The sequence below is a fragment of the Amycolatopsis sp. NPDC114504 genome (assembly GCF_055633595.1).
In genome coordinates this window covers 795,662-821,934 of the sequence record NZ_JBVKDU010000003.1, presented here as the reverse complement: position 1 = coordinate 821,934, position 26,273 = coordinate 795,662, and the positions used below count along the sequence as shown (strand labels likewise).

Genomic DNA, 26,273 nt, shown 5'->3' with positions numbered 1-26,273 from the left:
ACCGGGGGTGTGCTGGTGTCCCGTCCCGGGCGGTCCGGCCGCGCGATCGTCGCGGTGCTCGCTTCGTGCGGGCTGGTCGCGTCGTTCATGCAGACACTGGTCGTGCCGCTCATCCCGGTGTTCCCGCGGCTGCTGAACGCCTCCGCGGCCGACGCTTCCTGGGTCGTCACCGTGACGCTGCTGGCCGCGTCCGTCATCACCCCGGTCAGCGGGCGGCTCGGCGACCTCTACGGCAAGCGGCGGATGATCCTCGTCAGCCTCGCGCTGCTCATCGCCGGTTCGGTCGTGTCCGCGACGACGAGCGCGCTCGCGTTCCAGATCCTCGGCCGCGGGCTGCAGGGCTGCGCGATGGGCGTCATCCCGCTCGGCATCAGCATCATGCGCGACGAGCTCCCGCCCGAACGCGTCGGCGGCGCGATCTCGCTGATGAGCGCGACGCTCGGCGTGGGCGGCGCGATCGGGCTCCCGGTCGCGGCGATCGTCGCCGAGAACGCCGACTGGCACGTGCTGTTCTGGATGGCCGCCGGCCTCGGGCTGTTCTTCGCGCTGCTGATCCTGAGGTTCGTGCCGGAGTCGCCGGTGCGCACCCCCGCGCCGTTCGACTACTTCGGCGCGTTCGGGCTGGCCGCCGGTCTGCTCTGCCTGCTGCTGCCGGTGGTCAAGGGCGCCACGTGGGGCTGGACGAGCGTGCCGACACTCGGGCTCGCCGCGGCGGCCGTCGTCATCCTGCTCACCTGGGGCGCCTACCAGCTGCGGCGGCGCGACCCGCTGGTCGACCTGCGGGTGTCGTCCCGCCGCCCGGTGCTGTTCACGAACCTGGCGTCGATCATGGTCGGGTTCTCGATGTACGCCATGGCGCTGTCGTTCCCGCAGCTGCTGCAGGCGTCGGCGTCGACCGGGTACGGGCTGGGCCAGACGATGGTGGAGTCCGGGCTCTCCCTGGCCCCGAACGGCCTGGTGATGATGCTGCTCTCGCCGGTTTCGGCGCGGCTCATCACCCGGTTCGGGCCGCGTCCGACGCTGATGAGCGGTGCGCTGGTGATCGCCGTCGGGTACCTGTTCGCGATCGTGCTGATGGACAACGCGGCCGAGCTGATCACGGCGTCGGTGATCATCGGCGCGGGCGTCGGGATCGCCTACGCGGCGATGCCGGCGTCGATCATGGGCTCGGTGCCGGTCACCGAAACGGCGTCCGCGAACGGCCTGAACTCCCTGATGCGCTCGGTCGGCACAGCGATTTCGAGCGCGGTGATGGCGGCGATGCTGGCCCAGCTGACGATCACGGTCGGCGGCCTGTCCGTGCCGTCGCTGTTCGGCTTCCGGGCGACGTTCGCCGTGGCGGCGCTCGCCGCGCTGGCGGGCGTGCTGCTGGCGGGACTGGTGCCGAAGACGCGCGTGGCGCCGGATCTCGTCGCCGTCTAGTTCTTGCGCGCCACCAGGGCCAGGCCGCCGCACTCGGCCGGGTTCGCCGGCACGTCGGCCGCGTCGTCCGGCCGCCACTGCGGGATGAAGACGATGCCTGGGTCGAGGATCTCGAACCCGTCCACGAGCGCGCGCAGCTCGTCGGCCGTGCGGGGCGTCACCGGGTTCGCGCTCTTCTGGTACATCGCGACGGCGCGGGCGGTCCCGTCGCTCTGCTGCTCCGGAGTCGCCGACGACATCGCCAGGTAGCTGCCGGGCGCGAGCGCGTCGCGGTAGGCGGAGATGAGCCGGACGGGGTCGCGCTCGTCCGGGATGAAGTGGACGAACAACGCCATCACGACCATCACCGGCTGGTCGAGGTCGAGCATCATCTCGGTGGTCTCGTGCTCGAGGACGTCGTCCGGGAACTCGGCGTCGGCGTGCACCATCACCGCGTTCTCGTTGTCCTCGAGCACGATCTCGCTGTGCGCGACGGCGACGGGCTCGTTGTCGACGTAGACGACGCGCGCGGTCGGGTCGATCGCGTGCGCGACCTCGTGGACGTGCCCGACGGTCGGCATGCCCGAGCCGATGTCGAGGAACTGCCGGATGCCCTGGTCCATCCCGAACCGGATGGCCCGGCGCAGCCACCGCCGGTTCAGCTGGGCGCGTTCCCGCGCGTTCGGCTGGGCGGCCAGCACCTGGTCGGCGAACATCCGGTCGACGGCGTAGTTGAGCCGGCCACCGAGGATGTAGTCGTACACGCGCGCGGCGTTCGGCTTGTCGAGGTCGATGCCGCGACGCGCGTACTCGTCTTCACTCATGGCCGCTCCAAGATCCGGTATGACGGCGAGAATAGCCGACGTGAGACATCTTCAGTTCTTGCGCGCCACCAGGGCGAGCTGGCTCGCCAGCTCCGGGTGCTCGCCCACCTCGTCGGGGTCGTCCGGCCGCCACTCCGGAGTGAACACGATCCCGGGCGGCAGGATCTCGAAGCCGTCCAGCAGCGCGCGCAGCTCGTCCTTCGAGCGCGCCACGACGTTCGTACCGCTCTTCTGGTACATCTCCGCGGCGCGGCGGACCTCTTCGCCCTGGCCCTCGAACGTGCCCGACGACAGCGCGAAGTAGCTGCCCGGCGCGAGCGCGTCGCGGTAGGTGGCGATCAGGCCGGCCGGGTCGCGCTCGTCCGGGATGAAGTGCACGAACGCGGCCATGATCAGCATGACCGGCTGGTCGAAGTCCAGCAGCATCTCGGTCGTGTCGTGCTCGAGGACGTCCTCCGGGACCTCGGCGTCCGCCTGCACCATCTCGGCGTTCTCGTTGTCCTTCAGCACGATCTCGCTGTGCGCGACGGCGACCGGCTCGTTGTCGACGTACACCACCCGCGACGCGGGGTCGATCGCCTGGACGACCTCGTGCACGTGCCCGACGGTCGGCATGCCCGAGCCGATGTCCAGGAACTGCCGGATGCCCTGCTCGGCGCCGAACCGGACGGCCCGGCGCAGCCAGCGCCGGTTCATCAGGGCCAGCTCCTTGGACTCCGGCCGCACCGCCAGGATCTTCTCGGCGAACATCCGGTCGATGGCATAGTTGAGCTTGCCGCCGATCAGGTAGTCGTAGACGCGCGCAGCGTTCGGCTTGTCGAAGTCGATCTCGCGCTTCGCGTGTTCGTCGGTCATCGCCGCGCCACGAGCGCCAGCCCGCCCGACTGCTCCGGCGGGTCTTCGAGCGGCGCGTCCGGCCGCCACTCGGGCGTGAACACCACGCCCGGCGGCAGGATCTCGAAACCCTTCACCAACGCGCGCAGCTCGTCCGGCGACCGCAGCGTCAGGGGTGTGCCGCTCTTTTCGTAGAGCGAAACCGAGCGCTGGGACTCCTCGCCCTGCCCCTCCCACGTGCCCGACGACAACGCGAGGTAGCTGCCCGGCGCGAGGACGTCGCGGTAGGTCGCGATCAGGCCGGCCGGGTCGCGTTCGTCCGGGATGAAGTGCACGAACGCGGCCATGATCACCATCACCGGCTCGCTGAAGTCGAGCATCGCCTCGGTGGTCGGGTGCTCCAGCACGTCGTCCGGGTGCTCGGCGTTCGCCTGGACCATTGCCGCGTTGTCGTTGCCCTCGAGCACGATCTCGCTGTGCGCGACCGCGATCGGCTCGTTGTCGACGTACACGACCTGGGACGCGGGGTCGATCGCCTGGACGACCTCGTGCACGTGCCCGACCGTCGGCATCCCCGAGCCGATGTCGAGGAACTGCCTGATGCCCTGCTCCGCCGCGAAGCGCGCCGCCCGCCGCAGCCACGCGCGGTTGACCAGCGCCATGTGCCGCGCGTTCGGCAGCACGCTCAGGATCCGGTCGGCGAACATCCGGTCGACGGCATAGTTCAGCTTGCCGCCGATCATGTAGTCGTACACGCGCGCCGCGTTCGGTCTTTCGAGGTCGATTCCCCGCTTCGCGTGTTCGTCTTCGCTCATCCGCCGCTCCCGGGCTCAGGTGTGACGGCGAGAATAGCCGGGTCAGAGCAGCGGCGGCACCACCGCGTCGATGAGGTGCGGACCCGGCTCGGCGAAGGCTCGCTGCAGCTGCTCGGCGAGCTCCTCGGCGGTCGTCGCCCGCGTCGCTGGCACGCCCATGCCCTCCGCGATCTTCACGAAGTCCATGTCCGGCCGCGACAGGTCGAGCAGGTCGTTCGCCTTCGGGCCGCCCGACGCCGCGCCGACGCGCTGCAGCTCCAGCCGCAGGATCGCGTACGCGCGGTTGTTGAGCAGCACCGTCGTGACGTTCAGGTTCTCCCGCGCCTGCGTCCACAGCGCCGAGATCGTGTAGAGCGCGCTGCCGTCCGACTGCAGGTTCAGGACGGGACGGTCCCGTCCCGCCACGGCCGCCCCGGTGGCCACCGGCATGCCGTAGCCGATCGCGCCGCCGGTGAGCGTCAGGACGTCGTGCCGCGGCGCGCCGGCCGTCGCCGTCGGGAGCAGCAGGCCGGACGTGTTGGCCTCGTCGGCGATGATCGCGTTCTCCGGCAGCAGCGCACCGATGACGTCGACCCAGTTCTGCGGAGTCAGCGGCCCGGTCGGCAGCGCGGGCCGGGACGGCTGCTGCAGCACCGGCTCGGTGTCCGCGGCGACGACGTCCGCGACCTCGTTCAGCGCGCGCGTGACGTCTTGGCCGACGGACGCGAGTGTGTGCACCTTCGCGCCTTCGGGCACGAGGTCGCTCGGCTTGCCCGGGTAGGCGAAGAACGACACCGGCGCCTTCGTGCCCGCGACGACGAGGTGCTTGACCCCGTCGAGCTGGTAGGTGACCTGCTCGGCGAGGTACCCGAGCCGCTCGATCGTCGGCAGGCCCGCGCCGCGCTCGAGACGAGACGGGAACGTCTCGACGAAAACCTTCGCGCCGGTCGCGGCCGCGATCCGGCTCGCCGCGCGCAGCCCTTCCTCGCGACACGCACCGCCACCGATCAGCAGCGCCACCGACTCGCCGGTGCCGAACACCGCGGCGACGTCCTTGACTGTCGTCGCGTCGACGGCTTGCGGCACGCGCGGCGGGACCGGCGCGCACGTCTCGCCGCCGTCACCCCACGAAGCGTCGGCGGGCAGGATCAGCGTCGCGACGCGACCGGGCGCGTCCTGCGCGGCCGCGACCGCGGCGGCGGCGTCGGCCCCGACGTCCTTGGTGTGCTCCGAGCGGCGCACCCAGCCTTCCAGCGAGCCTGCGAGGGCCTCGATGTCCGACTCCAGCGGCGCGTCGTACTGCTTGTGATAGGTCGCGTGGTCGCCGACGACGTTGACGATCGGCGTGTGCGCGCGCCGCGCGTTGTGCAGGTTCGCGAGGCCGTTGCCCAGGCCCGGGCCGAGGTGCAGCAGCGTCGCGGCGGGCTTGTCCGCGATGCGCGCGTACCCGTCCGCGGCGCCGGTGACGACGCCTTCGAACAGCGCGAGCACACCCCGCATCTCGGGCACAGTGTCGAGTGCGGCGACGAAGTGCATCTCCGACGTGCCGGGGTTGGCGAAGCACACCTCGACCCCGGCGTCGACCAGCGTGCGGATCAGGGACTGGGCGCCGTTCAGCTCGCTCATGCGGTTCCTTCGGGGAAGAGAACGCCGGGGTTGAGGATCCCGGCGGGGTCGAAGCTCTGCTTGATCCGGCGCATCAGCTCGATCTTCGCCGGGTCTTCGAGTGCCTGGTGGTAGCTCGCCTTGGTGCGGCCGAGGCCGTGCTCGCCGGAGATCGCGCCGCCGAGTTGCATCGCGAAGGCGAAGATTTCGGTGAGCAGCTGCTTCCGGTTGTCCGCGTCCTTGCAGAAGATCGCGAGGTGGACGTTGCCGTCGCCGGCGTGCCCGCAGCCGATCGCGCCGCCGCCCGCGGCCATCGCGAGTTCGCGCGCCTTCGAGATGAACTGCGGCATCGCGGTGCGCGGCACGACGACGTCGATCACGTCGTCGGCGCCAGCCGCCTTCGCGGTCCAGAACGCCTTTTCGCGTGCTTCGATCAGCTTGCGCGCGGCGGGGCCTTCGAGGACGTAGACGTCGGTGGCGCCGAGTTCGCCGAGCAGCTCGCCGACGGTCTCGATGTCCTCGTGCAGGCGTCCGTTCTCCCGGTTTTCCAGCGCCACCACGAGGTAGGCCTCGCTGGTGTCGCGGATCTTGTCCGGGACGCCGAGCTCGAGCTTCTCGTTGTAGACGATGGCGGCCATCGTCATGTTGTCGATGTACTCGAGGATGTGCGGCGCGAGGCCGCTGGAGACGATCGCCGGCACGGCGGCCATGACCTGGCCGAAGTCACCGAACGGGGCCAGCACGGTGGCGCCGTGGGTGAGCCGCGGGTGCAGCTTGACGGTGATCTCCGTGGCCAGCGCGAGGGTGCCCTCGGAGCCGATGATCAGCTGCGTGAGGTCGTAGCCGGTGGAGATCTTCGACGTCTTGCCGCCGGTCCGGAGGATCTCGCCGGTCGGCAGGACGGCCTGCAGGCCGAGGACGTTGTTGCGGGTGACGCCGTACTTGACGGCCCGCATCCCGCCGGCGTTGGTCCCGACGTTCCCGCCGACGCTCGCGCTCAGCTCGCCGGGGTAGACGGTGTAGCTAAGCTCGGCTTCGGCGGTCTTGACGTCGAGCTCCGCGAGCGTGACGCCGGGCTGCACGACGGCGACGTGGTTCCCGGTGTCGACTTCCAGGACCTGGTTCATCCGCTCGAAGGAGATCAGGAGCCCGTCTTCGCGCGGTCGCGCAGCGCCGGAAAGTCCGCTTCCGGAGCCTCGCGCGGTCACAGGCAGGTTGTGTTCTGTCGCGACCTTCAGCAGCTCCGCGACTTCGTCCGCGGTTGCCGGCTTCGCGACGTACGCCGGCTTCTGCGGCTCTGCGTTCAGCGCTTCGTCGTGTGCGTAGTCCTCGGAGATCGCTTCGCCGGTCAGCAGGTTCTTGTCCCCGACTATCTCGGCCAGCCGTGCCGCCACGTCGCCCATCGACAGCTTCTCCTCCGCGCCGTTGCTGTGGTTACCGCAGCGTAGTACGTACCGCCGGTACGCCGCCATGAAGGTTTTTCACATTTGGGCGGAGAACCCCGGGTGGGCGCCTGAAGTGGCGCCTACCCGGGGAACGGTCAGGTCAGCCGATCGGCCACGGCGGCCGGCAGTCCTGCCGCGGCAGCCCGATCGACGAGTTCGTGTACACGCCGTCGGCCAGGGTGTTGTCCATGATCGGGCGTTCGACGTAGCACCAGTGCTGGGCGAAGTAGCCGCCCGGCGCCTCGAGCGTGTCGAAGTGGCAGACGCCGTCGGTCTGGATGCAGTAGCGGATGTACGGGATGCCGCCGAAGTCCGTTCGGCCCGGGCCGAACGAGACGTACCCGCCGAACGGCGACGGCGCGCCCGCGCCCGCCGGGATCACCGCGCTGATCCCGCGTCCCGGCGGCCCGACCGGCTGCATCGGGTCGGCGTAGAGCTTCGCGTTGAAGTGGCTCCTGTCGACGTTGACGACGCCGTCCGCGATGTCGTTCAGCAGGAAGTTCGCGACGATCGCGCCCTGCGAGTACCCGACGACGGTGAACTCGCCGCCCGGGTCCTCGTTGAACGAATCCTGGGCGACGCGCTTGGCCTCTTCACGGCCGATGGCGACGCTCTGGTCCATCGGCGTCGCGCCGCACGGGCCCGGGAGCCCGGACGCGCCGGCCGGGTAGTTCACGACCTTGCGGATCCCGCCGCGCAGCCACGCTTCCTGGTACTGGTCGGCGTTCCCGTTGCAGGTGCCGCCGATGAGGATGTAGTAGTGCGCGCCTTCGGCGTGCGCGGCCGGTGTGGTGACGAACCCGGTGACGAGCGCCGCCACCGCCGCGCCGATCAGTGAAAGCCGTTTCAGATTTTTCACTTCGCAGTCCCCTCCGTTAGTTGATCACTGCGGTGGGGACGTTAGGGAGGGCCGATGAAATCCGGATGAAACCGGTGATCAGCCGATTACAAAGCAGGATTTAGCTCAGACTAAATCTCTGGCGGGTGACTCCGCGCCGGATGAAGCTTCCCGGCATGACATCGACGTACACCTTCGAAGACGGCGTTTCCGTGCGGCGGCTCGGTTTCGGCGCGATGCGGCTCACGGAGTGGGACCACGTCCGCGACGGCGCCGCTGCGGTCGCGCGCCGGGCGGCCGAGCTCGGCGTGACGTTTTTCGACACCGCCGACGCCTACGACCTGGGGTTGAACGAGGAACTGCTCGCCGACGCGCTGCATCCGTACGAGGGCCTGTTCATCGCGACGAAGTGCGGCCACGCGCGCCCGAGCCGGAGCGAGTGGGTGCCGCTCGGCCGGCCCGAATACCTCCGGCAGCAGGCGGAACTCTCGTTGCGACGCCTGCGCGTCGAGCGTCTCGACCTGCTGCAGCTGCACCGGCTCGACCCGCAGGTGCCACTCGCCGACCAGGTCGGCGCACTCGCGCGGCTGCGGGACGAGGGCAAGATCGCGCGGATCGGGTTGTCCGAAGTCAGCGTCGCGCAGCTGGTCGAAGCGCGGGCCGTCGCGCCGATCGCGAGCGTCCAGAACCGCTACAACCTGACCGACCGCGCGTCCGAGGACGTCCTCGACTACTGCGAGCGCAAGGGGATCGCGTTCGTGCCCTGGCTGCCGATCGCACGCGGTGACCACGCGACGGCGGGTGGCGTGCTCGGAAAGGTCGCGGCCGGCCTCGGTGCGACACCCGCCCAGGTGTCCCTCGCCTGGTTGCTGCGCCGGTCGCCGGTGGTGATCCCGATTCCCGGCACGTCGTCGCTCACGCACCTCGAAGAAAACTGCGGAGCGGCCGGAGTCGCAATTTCCGACGACGATTTCACCAGGCTGAGCGAGGTGGCGTGAAAACGGCCCGGCCGCGGTTTCCCGCGGCCGGGCGTTCGCTTACCGCCTGGATCAGACGAGCCAGCCGAGAACGTGCGCGAGGTGCGCCAGCGCGCCGGTCACGATGTCGTGGCAGTAGTGGGCGTGCTGGGCGAACATCTGCATGGAATGACTCCTTGTCGAACAACTCATGATTTCCCTGGAGAAGCTCCCTGTGGGGAGCGGAATCAGGTTTTCACCGCGCCGGCGAACTGTCAAAACGCCGTTTCCGGGAAACCTTGGAGCTGCGGAATCTTCCCATCGTAAACACGTAATCCCTTCGTGTTCGACGCCGGGGTGCCCGCTTCGGCGGTCAACCACTGTGGGTAAGAACCGGAGTGAACCTCACTGTCGGTAATTTCGACCTTGATCCGGCATCCCGGGTACGCGCGTAGCTCGATCCGGTGATCACCCGCCACGAAAGGTGAGTGTCCGACGATCACTCTTTCGGGTAGCCCCTACGCGCAAAAAGGGACGCCGGGTGCGGCAGTCGCACCCGGCGTCCCGGTGGTGAGCAAGGGATTCAGGCTCGGGCGAACGAGAGCGTCTCGCCCTCGACCCCCCGCAGCCAGAGGTCCTGCGCGGCCGCCGCCATCTCGGCGAGACCCTCCTCGATCGTGGCGAACACGTTGCCGGGCACCCAGCCCGCGTCACCGTTGATCAGCAGGTTGTTGCGCCCGTAGAAGATCGCGAGGTCGGTCGCGCCTTGGTCGCTGTGCGCCTCGCTCTCCTGGTCGTAGCCGTACGCGGGGTTGCCGATCTCCCAGGCTTCGAAGCCGAAGTACACGACGTCGCCGGGGATCGGCGTGATCGTCGGGTTCTCCCGTCCGGGCTTCGGCTCCGCGAAGGGTGGCACGAGCGTGTAGACCTCGTTGCGCGCGTACTTCGCGTGGTAGGCCGAACCGCTCTGCGGCAACGCGTCCCACACCGCTTTGCAGGTGCGCGGCGCCTCGTCGTCGAGCAGCCGGGCCCGGCAGGAGATCCCGCGCTTGTCGAGGGTGATCGTGATGTACCGCGCCATGCTCAGCTCCCCGTCACGGACGCGACGACGTCGCCCCAGATGCGCAGCGCGTCGTCGACCTGCTCGGCGTTGACGACCAGCGGCGGCACCATGCGGACGACGTTCATGTACGGCCCGCAGGTCAGCAGCAGCAGGCCGTTCTTCGACGCCGTCTGCTGGGCGGCCGCGGCGGTGGCGGCGTCCGGCTCGCCGTCGGCGGTGGTGAACTCCGAGCCGACCAGCAGCCCGAGCCCGCGCACCTCACCGATCGCCGGCGTCTTGTCCGCGATCACCCGCGCGCCTTCGAGCAGCTGGCGCCCGCGTTCGGCGGCGTTCTCCACCAGGTTCTCCCGCTGGATGACCTCCAGGGTCGCGATCGCCGCGGCGCACGAGACGGCATTGCCGCCGTACGTGCCACCCTGCGAGCCCGGGAACGCCTTCGCCATCAGCTCCTGCGAAGCCGCGATGCCCGACAGCGGGAAGCCGCTGGCCAGGCCCTTCGCGATGAGCACGATGTCGGGGGAGACGTCGAAGTGGTCGTGCCCCCAGAACTTGCCGGTGCGGCCGAAGCCGGTCTGGATCTCGTCGAGGACGAGCAGGATGCCGTGCCGGTCCGCGCGCTCGCGCAGGCCCGCCATGAACTCCGTGTTCGCCGGGACGTAGCCGCCCTCGCCGAGCACGGGCTCGACGAAGATCGCGGCGGTCTCGTTCGGGGCACTCACCGTCTGGAACAGGTAGTCCAGCTCGCGCAGCGCGAACTTCGTCGCGGTCTGCTCGTCCCAGCCGTAGTGGTAGGCGTAGGGGAACGGCGCGACGTGCACGCCCGCCATCAGCGGGCCGATGCCGGCGCTGAACCGCGTCCCGGACGTCGTCATGGTCGCCGCCGCGACGGTCCGGCCGTGGAAGCCGCCCTGCATGACGATGACGTTCGGGCGCTTCGTCGCCTGTCGCGCGAGTCGCAACGCCGCTTCGACGGCTTCGCTGCCCGAGTTCGCGTAGAAGAGCGAGTCGAGCCCGCTGGGCAGGACGTCGCCGAGGCGCTCGGTCAGCTCGAGCAGCGGCTTGTGCATCACGGTCGTGTACTGCCCGTGGACGAGCTTGCCGATCTGCTCCTGCGCCGCGCGCACGACGTGCGGGTGGCAGTGCCCGGTGCTCGTGACGCCGATGCCGGCGGTGAAGTCGAGGTGACGTTTGCCGTCGACGTCGTAGAGGTAGACCCCTTCACCGTGGTCGACCACGACGGGCGTTGCCTGCTTGAGCAGCGGAGATAGCTGGGCCATGGCAGCGTGCTCCTTGGTCGGTTGAGCGGGTTGTCGATTGTTGACAATATCCATAGCATGGCTCTCGGGACAACACGTGAGGAGCAGTCGGGATGAGCGCGAGCACCGAGTCCGGCGTCGTCGACGCGGTCGGCAAGGAACTGTTCATCGGCGGCAAGTGGGTCGCCGCCGAGTCGGGGAAGACGTTCCCGGTGGTGGACCCGGCCACCGGCAGGGAGCTGTGCCAGGTCGCCGACGCCTCGCCGGCGGACGGCGTCACCGCGCTGGACGCCGCCGTCGCCGCGCAGGCGGACTTCGCGAAGGTGGCGCCCCGCGAACGCGGCGAGATCCTGCGCCGCGCCTACGAGCTGCTGATGAAGCGCCAGGACGAGCTCGCCCTGCTCATGACCCTGGAGATGGGCAAGCCGCTCGCCGAGTCGAAGGGTGAGATCGCCTACGCCGCCGAGTTCTTCCGCTGGTTCGCCGAGGAGGCCGTCCGGATCGACGGCGGCTTCGCGACCGCGCCGAACGGCGTGGGCCGGTTCCTCATCACGAAGCAGCCGGTCGGGCCGACGATCCTGATCACGCCGTGGAACTTCCCGATGGCGATGGGCACCCGCAAGATCGGCCCGGCGGTCGCCGCGGGCTGCACGATGGTGATCAAACCCGCCGCGCAGACGCCGCTGTCGATGCTCGCGCTGGCCGGCATCCTCGCCGAGGCCGGGCTGCCCGAGGGTGTCCTCAACGTCCTCACGACCAGCGACTCCGGCGGTGTGATGGAGCCCCTGATCCGCGACGGCCGGGCTCGCAAGCTCTCCTTCACCGGCTCCACCGGCGTCGGCCGCAAGCTCCTGGAGCAGTGCGCGGACAAGGTGCTGCGGACGTCGATGGAGCTTGGCGGCAACGCACCGTTCCTGGTCTTCGACGACGCCGACATGGACGCGGCGATCGATGGCGCGATGCAGGCGAAGATGCGCAACATCGGCGAGGCGTGCACCGCTGCCAACCGGTTCTACGTGCAGCGCGGCGTCGTCGATGAGTTCGCGCGACGCCTGACCGAGCGGATGCAGGCGCTGCCGATGGGCCGCGGCACCGAGAAGGACGTCGTGGTCGGCCCACTGATCGACGACAAGGCCGTCGACAAGGTGACGGAGCTGGTGAAGGACGCCACCGACCGCGGCGCGAAGGTGCTGACCGGCGGCTCGGGCGTCGACGGGCCGGGCCACTTCTACCAGGCCACCGTGCTCACCGACGTCCCGCAGGAAGCGCGGCTGACGCACGAGGAGATCTTCGGGCCGGTCGCCCCGATCACGCCGTTCGACACCGAAGAAGAGGCGGTGGCGAAGGCGAACGACACCGAGTTCGGGCTGGTCTCCTACGTCTTCACCAGCGATCTCAAGCGGGCGTTGCGCGTCTCCGAAGCTTTGGAGGCCGGGATGATCGGCCTCAACCAGGGCATCGTGTCGAACCCGGCGGCGCCGTTCGGCGGGATCAAGCAGTCCGGGCTCGGCCGCGAGGGCGGCTCGGTCGGCATCGACGAGTTCCTCGAGACCAAGTACATCGCGGTGGCCCTGTGACGGCCTACCGCATCGCGAGCATCCCCGGCGACGGGATCGGTGTGGACGTCACGGTCGAGGCCCGCAAGGTCCTCGACCGGGCGTCCGCGCTCTTCGATTTCTCCTTGGAGTGGACGGAATTCGACTGGAGTTGCGAACGGTACGCGCAACTCGGGGCGATGATGCCGGACGACGGCGTCGCGCAGCTCTCGGCGTTCGACGGGATCCTGCTCGGCGCGGTCGGCTTCCCCGGCGTTCCGGACCACGTTTCGTTGTGGGGCTTGCTTATCCCGTTGCGGCGCGCGTTCCAGCAGTACGTCAACCTGCGCCCGGTGCGGCTGCTGCCGGGCACGACGTCCGTGCTGGCCGGGCGGAAGGCCGAGGAGCTGGAGCTGGTCATCGTCCGCGAGAACTCCGAAGGCGAGTACTCGGCGATCGGCGGCCGGCACAACGCCGGGCGGCCGGACGAGTTCGTGCTGCAGGAGTCGGTGTTCACGCGCGTCGGCGTCACGCGGATCATCCGGTACGCCTTCGAACTCGCGCGGACACGGTCTTCGCGCGTGTGCTCGGCGACGAAGTCCAACGGGCTCATCCACTCGATGCCGTTCTGGGACGAGATCTTCGCCGAGGTCGCGGCCGAATACCCGGATGTCCACAGTGAACAGATGCACGTGGATGCACTGGCGGCGCGGATGGTCCAGGCGCCGGACCGGCTCGACGTCATCGTCGGGTCGAACCTCTTCGGCGACATCCTGAGCGACCTCGCGGCCGCGATCACCGGCGGACTGGGCATGGCACCGTCCGGCAACATCAACCCATCGGGTGAACATCCGTCGATGTTCGAGGCGGTCCACGGGAGTGCTCCGGACATCGCGGGGCAGGGGATCGCCAACCCCGTGGCGCAGATCCTGGCGGCCGCGATGCTGGTCGAACACCTGGGCGAAACCGTTGCCGCGCAAGCGATCCGTGCCGCGGTGGACCGGGTGCTCGACGAGGGCCGCGTGCGCACTCCGGACCTCGGCGGCACGGATACCACAGAACGGCTCGGCTCGGCAGTGGCCGAAGCACTGGGCTGAGTTTTTGTCGGTGCCCTCCGGCACGGTGGTCACAAGTCCACCGAGGGGGAGGAGTCACCCGATGTGCTTCGAATGTGAGAACCCGGACAGATCCGGTTACCTGGAACGGCTTCGCGCCGGCGTGGCCGAGCGGGGCTGGGTCGTGCAGGGAGTCGAGGACTGCGGGTCGTACCCGCCGTGGGCCTACACGATTGGCCTGAGCGGGTACGGCCTGCCGGAACTGGTCGTGACCGGCCTGCCGATGCTGGAGGCCGCCGAGCTGCTGAACGACCTGGCCGCGCACTCTCTGCACGCGTCGCCACCGACACCGGGCGAGCGCGTCCCGTTGCGGCGCGGCCCGGTGGTGGAGGCGGTCCCGCTGGCGGAGCCGTCGGTGCACCTGATCTTCGCGGTGGCGTTGTACGGCCCGGAAATCCATGCGCTCCAACTGGTCCACGCGGACCCGCAGGGGCGCTTCCCGTGGTCCGCGGACTACCGCGACGGCCGCGGTGGCCAGCCGGTGCTGGGGGTGCGTGATGGCGCTTAGCTGCGGGTGCTCGCCGCCGGCCAACTGCTTCCCGATACCCGTGCGGGCCGTCCACGTACGCTTGCCGGTTCCCCCGGATCCCGAGCCTGTGGTCCGGGTGCGGCTGTCGCGTCGGCGGTTGCGTGCGCCGGTTTACCGGCCGCGCGCGTCTGCCTTCAGGTCCGTGCTGCCGGAACTTCGCTCACGCGTTTCCCGGCACCGGCGGGACGTGTCCCTCGATGAGGCTCGTCCCCGGCGCGAGCCGCTGCACCGCGTCCTCCATGTGGGAGTCGAGCAGCGCCAGCGCCGTCTCTTCGTCGCCGTCGCGAAGGGCTTGGATGAGCTTCGTGTGCTCATCCACCCGTTCCTCGACTCGCTGGTAGGTGCTCTGCAGCGCGGTCAGGCACATCCGCGTCTCGATGAGGAGGGTCCGGGCCATCCGGACGAGCCGCTTGCTGCCGGATGCGTTGATGAGGGCCTCGTGGAACCTGAGGTCCGCGGTGGAGAGTGCGCTGGGGTCGTCTTCACTGGCGGCCGTGGCCATCTCGGTGACGGTCTGTTCGAGCAGGTCGGCGATCCGGTCGCGGTCCCCGCCCCGCACGGCGCGGATCATCGCCGCGCGTTCGATGGCCGATCGAGCTGCATAGATGTCGTAGACGTCGCCGGGCTCGAGGTCGATCACGAACAGCCCGCGGTGCCGTTCGCTGCGCAGGAGCCCTTCGGACACGAGATGCTGCATGGCCTCCCGGAGCGGCCCCCGTGAGACCTGGAACCGGGAGGCCAGCTCGGTCTCGCCGAGCTGGGTCCCGGGCGGGAGGGCGCCGGTCATGATCGCGTCGCGTAGCTGACGCGCGATGACCGCGGCCGTCGACTCGCGGCTGACCGGTTCGATCTCGGGCAGCATGCCCGGTGGCAGGGCCATGTCAGGCGCTCCCGTCCGGCAGGTGCCGGAACAGCGCGCCGAGGGAGCGGACGAGCCGGTGCCGTCCGGTCAGGCGCAGGCCCTCCCAGACGGTCACCTGGTTGGCGGTCAGCACGGGCTTCTTCAGCGCGGCCTCGACGATGTTGATCTCCTGGAGCGTCCGCATCGCGGTGTCCGGCACCAGCACCGCGTCGGCGTCCGGGTGGTCGTTGCGCACGGCGAGCTCGATGACGGCTTCCGACGTCATCGCGCCGACCTCGGCGGCCGTGACGATGTCGGCACTGGCCATCGAGACGACCTCGATGCCGCCGGCCTTGAGGAAGTCCACGAACAGCCGGGCGATGTCGTCCGGGTAGCTGGCGGCGACGGCGACCCGCTTGACGTCCAGGGCGCGCGCGGCGTGCACGAACGCGAAGGAGGTGCTGGAGGCCGGGACCCCGGCGACGGCGGCGAGGCGGTCGGCCTGGTCGCGGGCGCCGTCCCAGCCGTAGACGAAGCTGCCGCTGGTGCAGGCCCAGACGACCGCGTCCGGCTCGTGCTTCTTGAGCAGGGCGGCGCCGTCGGCGAGGCGGGTCTCGCTGCCGAGGTCCAGGAGCTCGGCGACCGCGTGCTTGTCGGTGCCGTAGATGTGCTCGACCGCGAGGCGGATGTCGCCCTCGTCGGCGGCCGCGCCGCCGAGCAGCTGCTCGGCCAGCGGGTAGTCGTCTTCGGCCGCGTGGTCGGGGTAGATGAAGCCGATGGTGGTCACGAAACCTCCGCAGGGACGCAAATTGTCGACAATCCTAGTGGATGGTCAAGGAAAACCGTCACGACACGTCGCGAAGCCACCTTCCCGGTCCGACGATCGGCAGGTTCATCCGGCGTAGGCATGCCCACATGGTCAGCTGGTTGGCGGTGAGCACCGGCTTGCCGAGTGCGGCTTCCAGTGGCTCGATCAGGTCGTAGGTGGGGAGGTTGGTGCAGCTGACGAAGATCGCTTCGGCTTCGCCGTGGTCGGCGGCGAGGATGCGTTCGGCGATGGTGCGGTAGCTGACCTTCCAGATACCGCCGCCCAGCCCGAGGTGGTCGCTGGCGACGGTCTCGACGTTCAGTTCGCCGAGGAAGTCGTGCAGGGCGCCGGTGAGGTCGGCGTCGTACGGCGTCAGCACCGAGACGCGGTGCAGGTCGAGCTGGTGCAGCACCTCGGCCAGGGCACCTGAGGTCGTGACGGCGTCCGGCGCGCCGGCGTCGCAGATCGCCTTGGTCAGCGAGCGCTCGTAGTCGACGCCGTTGACGAAGCTGCCCGACGTGCAGAGGTAGGCGACGACCTCGGGCTCGACGTGCAGCACGTCGCGGGTCGCGCTGGCCAGGTGGTGGCTGTCGCTGACGAGGCGTGCCATCTCCATGCTCACCGGCACCGGCTCGTACGGCGTCCGGGCGAGGTGCAGCGACACCTCCATCGGTACCCAGCGCCAGAGCTCGCGCTCCAGCGCGAGGTCGAACGGCGCGATGACGCCGATGCCGCGTTGCGCCAGCGGGCCGTCGAACGCCAGGAAGTCGAAATCCAAGGCTCAGCCTCCGGAATACGTCTGAACTTGATGACACGTCCGGTGCTCCGGGGGTCGTTCCTCGGATTGTTGACAATCATACGAGCGACTTTTACCGTGTCAACGTGATCGGCTCGGAAACCCAGGAAACCCCGGTCCTGGCGGTGCTCTGCGGCGAGTCCCGTCCACCGGACATGCGTGCTGTCGAATCCGGGGCCGTCGTGCGTTACACGGACGCGGCGGGCCTGCCCGAAGCACTGTCCGGGGCCGACGCGCTCTTCGTCTACGACTTCCTCTCCACGGCCGTGCCGGGCGCCTGGTACGCGGCCGATCGCCTGCGCTGGCTGCACATCGCGAGCGCGGGCGTCGACCCGGTGCTGTTCCCCGGGCTGGTGGAGAGCGACGTCGTCCTGACCAACTCCCGGGGTGTCTTCGACGACGCCATCGCGGAGTACGTGCTGGGCGTCGTCCTCGCCTTCGCGAAGGACTTCGCGCGGTCGCACGACCTGCAGCGCGAGGGGCGCTGGCTGCACCGGGAGAGTGAACGTATCGCCGGGCGCGAGGTGGTGGTCGTCGGCACCGGGCCGATCGGCCGCGCCATCGCGCGGTTGTTGCGCGCGGCCGGGATGCGGGTGAGCGGCGCCGGCCGCCGGGAGCGCACGGGTGACCCGGACTTCGGCGTCGTGCACGAGTCCTCGCAGCTCGACGCGTTCTTGCCGCACGCCGACTACGTAGTCGCCGTCGCGCCGCTGACCGAGCACACCAAGGGCATGTTCGACGCGCGCGCGTTCGCCGCGATGAAGCCGTCGGCGCGGTTCGTCAACGTGGGCCGGGGCGAGCTGGTCGTCACCTCCGACCTGGTCGCCGCGCTCGAGAGCCGGACCATCGCCGGTGCCGCGCTCGACGTCTTCGACACCGAGCCGCTGCCGCCGGACAGCCCGCTGTGGACCATGCCGGACGTGCTCGTCTCGCCGCACATGTCCGGGGACTTCATCGGCTGGCGGAACACCCTCGTCGAGGTGTTCGCCGAGAACTTCCGCCGCTGGCGCGCTGGGGAGCCGCTGCGCAATGTCGTCGACAAGACGCTCGGCTACGTGCCGTCGGGGAACCAGGGAGCCGGATGAACGACAGGATGCTGACCGCCAGCGAGCTCGTCGCCGCCTACGCGACCGGTGAGCTTTCGCCGGTCGAGGCGACGCAGAACGCGCTGCAGGCCATCGAAGACCGCGACGGCGAGTGCAACGCGTACTGCCTCGTCGACGCCGACGGGGCGCTGGAACAGGCCAAGGCGTCGGAGGTCCGCTGGCGGGACGGCAACCCGATCGGGTGGCTCGACGGCGTGCCGTCCTCGATCAAGGACATGTTCCTGACGCAGGGCTGGCCGACCGTCCGGGGGTCGAAGAGCATCGACCCGGACCAGCCGTGGGACGTCGACAGTCCGGTCGCCGCGCGGATGCGCGAGGCCGGCCTGGTGGTGCTGGGCAAGACGACCACGCCCGAGATCGCGTGGAAGGGCGTCACCGACAGTCCGCTGCGAGGCATCACGCGCAACCCGGCCGACCCGTCGAAGACGTCAGGTGGGTCGAGCGGCGGCAGCGCTGCGGCCGTCGCGGCGGGGATGGGCGAGCTGTCCGTCGGCACCGACGGCGGCGGCTCGGTGCGGATCCCGGCGTCGTTCTGCGGCATCGTCGGACTCAAGCCGACCCACGGCCGGATCCCGCTGTACCCGGCGAGCCCGTTCGGCCCGCTCTCGCACGCCGGCCCGATGGCGCGGTCGGTCGATGACACCGCGCTGCTGCTGGACGTCCTGTCGATCCCCGACCACCGCGACCCGGCCGCGCTGGCGCCGCCGGTGGGGTCGTTCCGCGAGGCCGTGCGCCGGGACGTGCGTGGGCTGCGGGCCGCGTTCTCGCCGACGCTCGGGTACGTCGATGTCGATCCGGAGATCGCGGCGGTCGTCGCGGCGGCGGTCCGCGCGCTCGGCGACGCGGGGCTGCACATCGAGGAGACCGATCCGGGGTTCGCCGATCCCAAGCCGGCGTTCGACATCCTGTGGTCGTCGGGGGCGGCGAAGCTGCTCGACTCGTTCCCGCCCGGGTCCGAGGAGCGGACGGACCCGGGCCTGCGCAAGGTCTGGGAGCTCGGCCGGACGTGGTCGGCGAGCGACTACCTCGACGCGACCGCCGAGCGGGCCGCTCTGGGCATCCTCATGGGCGAGTTCCACACGCGCCACGACGTGCTGATCACCCCGACCGTCCCGATCGCCGCGTTCGAGGCGGGGCACGACGTGCCGCCGGGCAGCGGGTTGAGCGAGTGGCCGGAGTGGACGCCGTTCACGTACCCGTTCAACATGACCCAGCAGCCGGCGATCAGTGTGCCGGCCGGCTACACGTCGGAGGGGCTGCCGGTGGGGCTGCAGATCATCGGGCCTCGGCACTCGGACGACCTTGTGCTGGCGGTGGCGAAGCTCCTGGAGGAAGTGCGGCCCTGGGCATCGGCCTGACCACACGTGAGGGTGAAACCCGGGCCGGGGCGGGGAAAGCTGTGCCACTGTCTGCCGGGTGAACGCTGAAGGCTGGCGGTACGAGCGCGCCATTCCGACCGTGGACGTCGCGGGAGAGCCGACCCGGGTGGTGGTGGGCCTGATCGAGCAGGGCGACCGTCTGACGGCGGCGCTCCGCGTGGACGACGGCAAAGCAGCCCTGGTCTCCCTGGAAATGGGTGGCGAGCTGTTGAAGGCGTTGCGGGAGACGCTGGAGAGCTGGTGGCGTCTCGACGGTCACCGTGACCTGACCCCGGAACCCCGAGCCGGCCGGTGAGACCCTGCGCGGGCGGTTTGCCGGCCGGCGTGATTCGGCTTTGCGCCGATCACTGGCTGTCCACTGTGTTGATTCCGGGCGTCGACTGCTGAATCCTCATCCCGGTGCGCCCGAGCCGACCGGTGCGCGGCGGACCAGGCCGCGAATCTGCGGGTTGAGCAGGACGATCGCCGTCGCGCCGACGACGAGGGCCGCGCCGCCGAGGAGCGTTGCCGAACGGCCGGCGTGCTCGGCCAGCGGACCGGCGGCGATCTGGCCGAGTGGCATCGCGACGAACGAGCCGAGCATGTCGTAGGAGTAGACGCGGGCGAGCTTCTCGGGCGGCACGTTCTCCTGCAGCGACACGTCCCAGGCGACGCCGAACTGCTCGATCGCGAAACCCGAGAGGAACATCGCGAACAGCAGCGGCAGCAGATAGGGCGTCTGGCCGAGGGCCAGCATCGGCAGCGCGTCGACCGTCACGAGCGCGACGCCGAACAGCAGCATCCGGCGTGGCTGCCAGCGCGCGGCGAAGACGCCGCCGAGCAGCGCGCCCGCGGTCTGGACTGCCAGCGCGAGGCCCCAGCCGGTGCGGCCGAACGTGTCGTCGGCGACCAGCGGGCCGATCACCAACAGCGCGCCTGCGTTCACCGCGTTGACGATCATGAACTGCAGCACCACCAGCCACACCCACGACCGGGCGCGGAACTCGCGCCAGCCTTCCGCGAGCTCGCTGAGAGGACGGCTGCCCGGGATCCGCTCGCCGCGCGGGAGGCGGATCCGGCGGTAGGACAGCGCGGCGGCGAGGAACAGGAGGGCGTTCCCGGCGAGCGCCCACCCGGAGCCCGCGAACGCGACGAGGACGCCGGCGAGCCCGGCGCCGGCGATGCGGCCGACGTTGGACAGCAGCCGGACCAGCGCGTTCGCCTGGGCGAGCAGCGGCGCGGGCACGGTCAATGGCGTGAGCGACGCGGCCGCCGGCAGCGAGATGGCCGAGACGGCACCGTTGACCAGGCTGAGCCCGACCAGCAGCGGGACGGAGGCGAATCCACAAAGGACACTCGCGGCGATGGCGGCCTGGGTGAGCGCAGCGGCGGTCTCGGTGCCCTGCAGGATCACCGACCGCGGCAACCGGTCGGCCAGCATCCCGCCGAAGAGCACGAGCAGCACGTTGGCGATCGACCGCGCCCCGACGACGATCCCGAGATCCACAGCCGACCCGGTCAGGTCGACGACGGCGAAAGCCAGCGCGAAGGGAGCGACGGCGTTGGCGAAGTCGGCGAAGGTCCGCCCGGTGACGAGGGCGCGAAAGCGAGGTTCGCGAAGCGGGGCGAGGAGCGGGGAGGTCATGGGAGCAGCTCCGGCGGGACGGTAGCGGAGGGCGATTGGACGCGTTGGCGGCGATCGAGTCGCGAGCTGGGTTCGCGTGGTGGGGTGAGCGGGTGGCTCATCCGCGAGGCGACATCGGGGCCGGGCTCATGGGGCGGCCTCGCGGCCGGCAAATCCGGCGCGGCGGCAGTGGGTCGGGTTCGCGCTGCCGGACATGGCCCGCTTGAGCCGGCGCGGCAGGCCACGGGGGCGAGTTGGCGGCCCGGCGACGCCGGCGCTGCAGCGGGCACGTGTTCGCGCTGCGGATGAGTCGGCGCGGGTTGGCGCGGGCTGGCGTGTTGCGTACCGGCAAGAGTCGATCCAGCGCGGCGGACCTTCCCCGGCAGCGTCATCATCGGACTTCATTCGGGGTCAGCTCGAACAGCGCCACACTCGCGCTGACCTGGACCGTTCCCGGGGTTCGTGGTGGCTGGGCCGCCGCGTGCAGCTCCTGGCTCAGCTCCGATGCCCGCTTGAGCAGTCGCGCCCAGACTGCTGGGTCCACCCACAGCTCCGCGTCCGTCAACGACGCTCGCTTGCCCGGTGCCCGGGACCCCGCCCGTCGCAGGAGCTCGCCCGCGATCGCCTTGGTCAGCAGCTGCTCCTCGGCCGGGTTGCGGGTTGTCAAGCGGCGGCCCGACTCCGGGTCGTGGCGGTACCTCTTCGCGCGGCCGCCGCGGATTGTCAGCTCCTCCGCGACATCCAGCAGGCCTGCCTCGTGCAGGCGGCGCAAGTGATAACTGATGTTCGCCTGCGTTTCGCCCAGCTCGCGCGCCGCCTCGGCTGCGCTCATTGCCGTTCCCGTCAGGAGCGACAAGATCCGCATGCGGAGCGGGTGCGCCAGTACGCGCAGGTTGTCGTGGGGCATGGCGTCAGTCTGCCATGACCGTCAAAGAGTTATTTGGGGGTTGCCTGAGCGGCTCCGGAGGGCGATGCGACGCCCTCCGGAGCCGCCGGGGTCACGGCAGGGGCGCGCTCACGTGGTCGAGCGTCCAGTTGCCGACGCCCGGTGTTCCTTCGTTGCCGAAGTACGTGTGCAGGGTGTTGCCGAAGACATGCTGGAACACGCACGCCGACCCGTTGCCGTAGACGGGCCCGGCCGGGAGCTCGAAGAACTGCGCCGTCGGGCTGGCCGCGGTCAGCACCCGCGTCTTCCAGACGTTCGTCTGCTCCAGCGTCTCCACCGCCAGGTAGTACAGCGAACCCACCTTCATCACCTGCGGCGACGCCACGACGTCGTGGGAGTACGCGATGAGCGTGCCGAGGTCCGTCGGGCTGGTCTGCAGCAGCGCGTCGAACGTCGCCGCGCTCTTGACGCGGATCTCCTTGCGGCCGTTGGCTTCGCGGAACCAGTACAGGTACACGGTCTGCGTGTCCGGGTCGCGGAACAGCGTCGGGTTGCCGTTGATCACGGTCATTTCCTTGACCAGCGGCACGAACGACGTGAACTGCGTGCCGTCGATCCCGTCGGTGCTCTTGCGCCCGGCGATGTAGTACTCGCCGCCGTCGGGGTTGCCGCCGCACCAGTACACGTTGTGCACCAGCCCGATCGTGTTGTCGGGGTTCAGCAGCGCGTTCCCCCAGCGCTCACCGGTGCCGGTGAACAGCGGCGTCGGTTCCTGCGTCCACGCCGTCGTGTTCAGGTCGTTCGTGCGCGCGATGCCCAGACCCGAGCAGTTGTGGTGCCCGTAGTAGCCGATGTAGCGGAAGCCCTGGTTGATCGACGGCGACTGCGTCGGGTTGACCTCCAGCACGCTGAACGTGTGCGGGTGGTCACCGGAACCGCTCCACGAGACGGGGCTGAGCACCGACTTCTGCGGCGTGCCCAGCGCGAAGTAGCCGAGGTCCGTCGACGGGGACTGCTGGGCGAAGGCGTAGAACAACAGCGTCTTGTTCTGGTAGCCGAACGACTGCATCTGCGCGTCGGTGAACTCGCCGGTCCGCACCGTGAGCCAGTCCTTGTCGGTGGGGTGCCACCAGCGGTACACCGCCACGGTTCCCGTGCGCTGCGTCGGGAACGCGTAGTACTGGAACGTCTTGTTCTGGTAACCCCAGGTGGCCATCTGCGCGTCGGACGCCATGCCGGCGGGCATGTCGATCCAGTCCTTGTCCGTCGGGTGCCACCAGCGGGAGACCTCGACCATTTCGCTGTTGCCGACCAGGCTGACGTAGAACTGCGGTCCGGTCGGCGTCTGGTACCCGTAACCCTGGAGCTGCGCGGCGGTGGGCTGGTTGCCGTGCGCCGGCACCGACAGCCAGTCCTTGTCCGTCGGGTGCCAGTACCTCCGGACCGCCGTCGGCGCACCGGATCCGGGCTGCAGCGTGAGGGCGGCTGCCGCGCCGTGGGCTACTTCAGTGCTCATGAACGTTCCTCCCCAGGTACTTCAGAGCGAAGTACTCATGACTGTTAGTCGCCTGAGCGCGTCGAAAGGTTTACCGCCGCGACGTAATCGTGACGGTGTGCGGAAAGGAGTCGGTTGATCACACAGAGAACTCCGTGCCGTCGGCCGGGAGCAGGGCGCCGGCGGACCGCACGGCGGCGTGTTCTTCCGACGCCGGGTCCAGCACCGGGTTGGTGTTGTTCAAGTGCGTGAACGCCCAGCGCCCGGGCCGACCGGCGATCCGGGCGAGGCTCGCGGTGATCGGCAGATGGCCCATCGCGAGCTGGTCCGGACCACCGACGCCCGCCATCTCGTCCGCCGCGAAGAACGTTCCGTCCAGTAGTACCAGCGAAGCATCCGCGACGAAGGAGTCGAATCCCGGGGGCCAGCTCTTCAGGCACGGCGCGTACACCAGCGCACCGCCGGTCGAGAGATCCGAGATCCGGTACGCGACGACCCACGGGCCATTACCAGGGGACGAGACGTACTTCGGTTTCTTGTCGCTCACCGGCAGCACGTCGACCCGCAGTCCGGGAAGGTCCACGAGCGACGTCCAGCCGCCGTAGCCGTCGGCGATCGCGCGAAACGGCGACAGCGCTTCCAGTACCGCGTCCGGTGCGAACACCGGGAGACCACCGGCCTCACGCAGCATCAGCAGGCCCAGCGAGTGGTCGAGTTCGGCGTCGGTCAGCAGAACTCCGCGCAACGGGATTTCGCGTGGACCGGGCCCCGCGCGCAACGCCGGAGTCGCGAGGATCTGGGACCGGATGTCCGGCGAACAGTTGAGCAGGTACCAGCCGGCACCGTCGGCGCTGACCGCGACGCAGTCCTGGGTGCGCGGTGGCAGCCCGGCTGCGCACAGGCGGCACGCGCAGTTCCACTGTGGACACCCGCCGCCCGCCGCGGTGCCGAGCAGGATCACCTTCACCGGCGCATGGCCAGGTCGGATTCCGGCGGCCGGGCCAGGACGAGGTCGACGACCTCGCGCCGGGGGGAGCGCGAGCACACCGGGTCGGTGGCCGCGGCGTCGCCGGTGAGCAGGAACGCCTGGCAGCGGCAGCCGCCGAAGTCGACGGAACGGCGGTCGCACGTCCGGCACGGTTCGGCCATCCAGTCCTCGCCGCGATAGGCGTTGAACGACGACGAGTCGTACCAGATCTCGGCCAGCGGCTTCTCCCGCACATTGTCCAGGGTGAGCGTCGAAATCGCGGACGCCGCCGGGCACGGCAGCACGGTTCCGTCCGGCGCCACGGTCAGCTGCCGCGCGCCCCAGCCGTACATGCACGGCTTCGGGTACGGCTCGTAGTAGTCGGCGACGACGTAGACGATCTCCATCGTGCCGCGCAGCCGCCGGATCGCCGCGCGCACCACGGGTTCCGCGTCGGCGAGCTGCGCGCGGGTCGGCATCAGCGCCTCGCGGTTGCGCAGCGCCCAGCCGTAGTACTGGGTGTTCGCCAGCTCCAGCCGGTCCGCGCCCATGCGCTCGGCCAGCTCGATGATCCCGGCCAGCTGGTCGTGGTTGCGCCGGTGCAGCACCACGTTCAAGGACAACGGCAGCCCGGACGCCTTCACCAGCGTGGCAGCGGCGAGCTTGTGGTCGAACGCCCGCGCGCCGGCCAGCAGGTCGGAACGCTCCCGCGTCGCGCCCTGCGCCGACAGCTGGACGTGCGCGAGCCCACTGGAAACCAGGTCGTCGAGCCGGTCGGAGGTCAGGCCGAGGCCGGAGGTGACGAGGTTGACGTAGCACCCGAGCGAGCTCGCGTGCGCCACCAGGGCGGACAGGTCCGGCCGGGCCAGCGGCTCGCCGCCGGACATGTGCACCTGCAGCACGCCGAGTTCGCGTGCTTGCGAGAGCACCGAAATCCAGTCCGAAGTGGACAGTTCGGCGGACCGCGCCACGAGTTCGACCGGGTTCGAGCAGTAAGGACAGTGCAGCGGACAGCGGTGGGTCAGCTCGGCCAGCAGGCCCAGCGGCGGGGTCACGTCCACGCGACGACCCTCCGTTCGCCCAGCCGAGAGAGCACGTCGAGGACGTCTTGTTCCCGGACGCCGGTGAAGCGCTTTCCCAAGACCGCGGTGATGTCGGTGACGGTCCGGGCGCCGTCGCAGAGTTCGAGCACCGCGGCCGCGGTGGCGTTCGGGACGAGGACGCCTTCGGGGAACAGCAGGACGTGCGTCTCGCGGACGTGGTCGAAGGACAGCCGCACGCCGCGACGCAGCTGGGGAACCGAGACCGGGGCGATCACTTCGCCGCCCGTTCGATCGCGTCGAGCATCGACCATAGGACATCGCACTTGAACGACAGCGCGGCGATCGCGCGGTCCTGCTGCTCGCGCGTGGCGCAGTGGCGGACCACGATGTCGAGCGTGTCCTTGCCCTCGCCGGCGACCTTGTCGATGCGGTTGGTGAAGTAGTCGAGGTCCGCGCGCGCGATCCACGGGTAGTGCGCGAGCATGTCCGCGACGCGCTGCTGCATCAGGTGCCCGGCGAACATCTCGGTGAGTCCCGAAGCGACGGCCTCCCACCACGGCTTCGTCCGCGCGAAGGTCACGTAGGCGTCGACGGCGAACCGGACGCCGGGAGCGACGTGCCGCTCGTCGAGCACCTCATCGCGCTCCAGGCCGACGGCCGTGCAGAGCCGCAGCCAGCGTTCGATCCCGCCGGTGCCGGCGTGCGGGCCGTCGTGGTAGACGATCCGGTCGAGCCACTGGCGCCGGATCTCCGGCAGCGGGCAGTTGGCGATGATCGCCGCGTCCTTCTGCGGCAGCTGACACTGGTAGTACCAGCGGTTGGCCGCCCAGATCCGCAGCCCGTGCTCGTCGAGCTCGCCCGCGTGCAGCCTCCGGTGGAACGGGTGCGTGCCCCAGTACCGGTCCGAAAGACCGCGCAGGGCCTCGATGAATGCGCTTTCCGCGAGCGGCTCGACGGGCATCGGTCAGTCCGCCATGCGGGCCGCGTAGGCGGTCACCTCCATGGGAGTTTCGTACTCGACGAAGTCAGGGGTCGTCCACACCTCGACGGATTCGGTCATTTCCTGCTCCTCTCGCGGGGCTGATCGCCGTCACCGTAAGAGCGCGACGAGCGGGCTGGCCAGAGGAGTTCGGAAAGTTTCCTTCCGATGGCGC

27 protein-coding genes are annotated in these 26,273 nt (G+C 70.0%); 8 read left to right on the top strand and 19 right to left on the bottom strand.

Translation table 11 applies throughout. The features are described 5' to 3' along the window. Nucleotides 1–9: 9 nt before the first annotated feature. Complete coding sequence (locus ACZ7PG_RS25350; RefSeq protein WP_470241560.1) at nt 10–1,422, top strand: MFS transporter; 1,413 nt, start codon at nt 10–12, stop codon at nt 1,420–1,422. Here ACZ7PG_RS25350 and ACZ7PG_RS25345 read toward each other — a convergent pair. The 6 genes from ACZ7PG_RS25345 to ACZ7PG_RS25320 all read right to left on the bottom strand — a co-directional run bounded on the left by ACZ7PG_RS25345 (nt 1,419) and on the right by ACZ7PG_RS25320 (nt 7,762). Next, a complete protein-coding gene (locus ACZ7PG_RS25345; RefSeq protein WP_470241559.1) occupies nt 1,419–2,225 on the bottom strand; it encodes an SAM-dependent methyltransferase in 807 nt (268 codons plus the stop codon). The genes ACZ7PG_RS25350 and ACZ7PG_RS25345 overlap by 4 nt on opposite strands. 51 nt (nt 2,226–2,276) lie before the next feature. Then, nucleotides 2,277–3,080, bottom strand: coding sequence for an SAM-dependent methyltransferase (locus ACZ7PG_RS25340; protein ID WP_470241558.1), 804 nt, complete (start codon nt 3,078–3,080; stop codon nt 2,277–2,279). Then, complete coding sequence (locus ACZ7PG_RS25335; RefSeq protein ID WP_470241557.1) at nt 3,077–3,874, bottom strand: SAM-dependent methyltransferase; 798 nt, start codon at nt 3,872–3,874, stop codon at nt 3,077–3,079. Before ACZ7PG_RS25335 ends, ACZ7PG_RS25340 begins: the two co-directional genes overlap by 4 nt. A 42-nt stretch (nt 3,875–3,916) precedes the next feature. After that, complete coding sequence (locus ACZ7PG_RS25330) at nt 3,917–5,479, bottom strand: acetolactate synthase large subunit (protein WP_470241556.1); 1,563 nt, start codon at nt 5,477–5,479, stop codon at nt 3,917–3,919. Further along, entirely contained in the window at nt 5,476–6,861 is a 1,386-nt protein-coding gene (locus ACZ7PG_RS25325; protein ID WP_470242405.1) for an FAD-binding oxidoreductase, read from the bottom strand. The genes ACZ7PG_RS25330 and ACZ7PG_RS25325 overlap by 4 nt, the downstream gene beginning before the upstream one ends. 142 nt (nt 6,862–7,003) lie before the next feature. After that, nucleotides 7,004–7,762 carry a PE-PPE domain-containing protein gene (locus tag ACZ7PG_RS25320; RefSeq protein WP_470241555.1) on the bottom strand — a complete coding sequence of 253 codons (759 nt, stop codon included), beginning with the start codon at nt 7,760–7,762 and terminating at the stop codon, nt 7,004–7,006. Between the two features lie 155 nt (nt 7,763–7,917). On the opposite strand from ACZ7PG_RS25320, the gene ACZ7PG_RS25315 reads away from it, so the two are divergent. Beyond that, complete coding sequence (locus ACZ7PG_RS25315) at nt 7,918–8,739, top strand: aldo/keto reductase (protein WP_470241554.1); 822 nt, start codon at nt 7,918–7,920, stop codon at nt 8,737–8,739. A gap of 541 nt (nt 8,740–9,280) precedes the next feature. Here ACZ7PG_RS25315 and ACZ7PG_RS25310 read toward each other — a convergent pair. Both ACZ7PG_RS25310 and ACZ7PG_RS25305 read right to left on the bottom strand, forming a co-directional pair. Beyond that, the gene (locus ACZ7PG_RS25310; protein WP_470241553.1) at nt 9,281–9,778 is read right to left on the bottom strand and encodes a DUF3830 family protein; all 498 of its coding nucleotides are present in this window, start codon (nt 9,776–9,778) and stop codon (nt 9,281–9,283) included. A gap of 2 nt (nt 9,779–9,780) precedes the next feature. Further along, nucleotides 9,781–11,037 carry an aspartate aminotransferase family protein gene (locus ACZ7PG_RS25305; protein WP_470241552.1) on the bottom strand — a complete coding sequence of 419 codons (1,257 nt, stop codon included), beginning with the start codon at nt 11,035–11,037 and terminating at the stop codon, nt 9,781–9,783. 92 nt (nt 11,038–11,129) lie between these two features. Between ACZ7PG_RS25305 and ACZ7PG_RS25300 the strand changes: the two genes are divergently transcribed. From ACZ7PG_RS25300 to ACZ7PG_RS25290, 3 genes are all read left to right on the top strand, one after another. Beyond that, on the top strand, nt 11,130–12,593 hold the full coding sequence (locus ACZ7PG_RS25300) for an NAD-dependent succinate-semialdehyde dehydrogenase (RefSeq protein ID WP_470241551.1): 1,464 nt from the start codon (nt 11,130–11,132) through the stop codon (nt 12,591–12,593). After that, nucleotides 12,590–13,648 carry a tartrate dehydrogenase gene (locus ACZ7PG_RS25295; RefSeq protein ID WP_470241550.1) on the top strand — a complete coding sequence of 353 codons (1,059 nt, stop codon included), beginning with the start codon at nt 12,590–12,592 and terminating at the stop codon, nt 13,646–13,648. The genes ACZ7PG_RS25300 and ACZ7PG_RS25295 overlap by 4 nt, the downstream gene beginning before the upstream one ends. A 61-nt stretch (nt 13,649–13,709) precedes the next feature. Continuing rightward, a complete protein-coding gene (locus ACZ7PG_RS25290; protein ID WP_470241549.1) occupies nt 13,710–14,174 on the top strand; it encodes a DUF4262 domain-containing protein in 465 nt (154 codons plus the stop codon). Nucleotides 14,175–14,355: 181 nt separating this feature from the next. Here ACZ7PG_RS25290 and ACZ7PG_RS25285 read toward each other — a convergent pair whose 3' ends face one another. The 3 genes from ACZ7PG_RS25285 to ACZ7PG_RS25275 are packed head-to-tail and all read right to left on the bottom strand — an operon-like array spanning nt 14,356 to nt 16,622. After that, on the bottom strand, nt 14,356–15,075 hold the full coding sequence (locus ACZ7PG_RS25285; protein WP_470241548.1) for a GntR family transcriptional regulator: 720 nt from the start codon (nt 15,073–15,075) through the stop codon (nt 14,356–14,358). A 1-nt stretch (nt 15,076) separates the two neighbouring features. Beyond that, complete coding sequence (locus ACZ7PG_RS25280; RefSeq protein WP_470241547.1) at nt 15,077–15,823, bottom strand: maleate cis-trans isomerase family protein; 747 nt, start codon at nt 15,821–15,823, stop codon at nt 15,077–15,079. Between the two features lie 58 nt (nt 15,824–15,881). Next, nucleotides 15,882–16,622 (bottom strand): maleate cis-trans isomerase family protein, encoded by a 741-nt coding sequence (locus ACZ7PG_RS25275; RefSeq protein ID WP_470241546.1) that lies wholly within the window; start codon nt 16,620–16,622, stop codon nt 15,882–15,884. Between the two features lie 173 nt (nt 16,623–16,795). Between ACZ7PG_RS25275 and ACZ7PG_RS25270 the strand changes: the two genes are divergently transcribed. Genes ACZ7PG_RS25270 through ACZ7PG_RS25260 form a run of 3 tightly spaced genes read left to right on the top strand, consistent with a single transcriptional unit; the run spans nt 16,796 to nt 19,420 of the window. Further along, nucleotides 16,796–17,725 carry a D-2-hydroxyacid dehydrogenase gene (locus ACZ7PG_RS25270; protein ID WP_470242404.1) on the top strand — a complete coding sequence of 310 codons (930 nt, stop codon included), beginning with the start codon at nt 16,796–16,798 and terminating at the stop codon, nt 17,723–17,725. Next, entirely contained in the window at nt 17,722–19,104 is a 1,383-nt protein-coding gene (locus tag ACZ7PG_RS25265) for an amidase (protein ID WP_470241545.1), read from the top strand. Before ACZ7PG_RS25270 ends, ACZ7PG_RS25265 begins: the two co-directional genes overlap by 4 nt. 58 nt (nt 19,105–19,162) lie before the next feature. Continuing rightward, complete coding sequence (locus tag ACZ7PG_RS25260) at nt 19,163–19,420, top strand: hypothetical protein (protein WP_470241544.1); 258 nt, start codon at nt 19,163–19,165, stop codon at nt 19,418–19,420. A gap of 96 nt (nt 19,421–19,516) precedes the next feature. Here ACZ7PG_RS25260 and ACZ7PG_RS25255 read toward each other — a convergent pair whose 3' ends face one another. From ACZ7PG_RS25255 to pqqA, 8 genes are all read right to left on the bottom strand, one after another. Beyond that, nucleotides 19,517–20,749, bottom strand: coding sequence for an MFS transporter (locus tag ACZ7PG_RS25255; RefSeq protein ID WP_470241543.1), 1,233 nt, complete (start codon nt 20,747–20,749; stop codon nt 19,517–19,519). 370 nt (nt 20,750–21,119) lie between these two features. Next, the gene (locus ACZ7PG_RS25250; RefSeq protein ID WP_470241542.1) at nt 21,120–21,635 is read right to left on the bottom strand and encodes an ArsR/SmtB family transcription factor; all 516 of its coding nucleotides are present in this window, start codon (nt 21,633–21,635) and stop codon (nt 21,120–21,122) included. A gap of 91 nt (nt 21,636–21,726) precedes the next feature. After that, a complete protein-coding gene (locus ACZ7PG_RS25245) occupies nt 21,727–23,130 on the bottom strand; it encodes a hypothetical protein (protein ID WP_470241541.1) in 1,404 nt (467 codons plus the stop codon). A 118-nt stretch (nt 23,131–23,248) separates the two neighbouring features. After that, nucleotides 23,249–24,076, bottom strand: coding sequence for a pyrroloquinoline quinone biosynthesis protein PqqB (gene pqqB, locus ACZ7PG_RS25240; protein WP_470241540.1), 828 nt, complete (start codon nt 24,074–24,076; stop codon nt 23,249–23,251). Continuing rightward, nucleotides 24,073–25,137, bottom strand: a complete 1,065-nt coding sequence (pqqE, locus tag ACZ7PG_RS25235; RefSeq protein WP_470241539.1) for a pyrroloquinoline quinone biosynthesis protein PqqE — start codon at nt 25,135–25,137, stop codon at nt 24,073–24,075. Before pqqE ends, pqqB begins: the two co-directional genes overlap by 4 nt. After that, nucleotides 25,128–25,394 carry a pyrroloquinoline quinone biosynthesis peptide chaperone PqqD gene (gene pqqD / locus ACZ7PG_RS25230; RefSeq protein WP_470241538.1) on the bottom strand — a complete coding sequence of 89 codons (267 nt, stop codon included), beginning with the start codon at nt 25,392–25,394 and terminating at the stop codon, nt 25,128–25,130. Before pqqD ends, pqqE begins: the two co-directional genes overlap by 10 nt. After that, nucleotides 25,391–26,080 (bottom strand): pyrroloquinoline-quinone synthase PqqC, encoded by a 690-nt coding sequence (gene pqqC / locus ACZ7PG_RS25225; RefSeq protein WP_470241537.1) that lies wholly within the window; start codon nt 26,078–26,080, stop codon nt 25,391–25,393. The genes pqqD and pqqC overlap by 4 nt, the downstream gene beginning before the upstream one ends. Nucleotides 26,081–26,083: 3 nt before the next feature. Beyond that, a complete protein-coding gene (gene pqqA, locus ACZ7PG_RS25220; RefSeq protein ID WP_086670354.1) occupies nt 26,084–26,179 on the bottom strand; it encodes a pyrroloquinoline quinone precursor peptide PqqA in 96 nt (31 codons plus the stop codon). Nucleotides 26,180–26,273 lie beyond the last annotated feature (94 nt).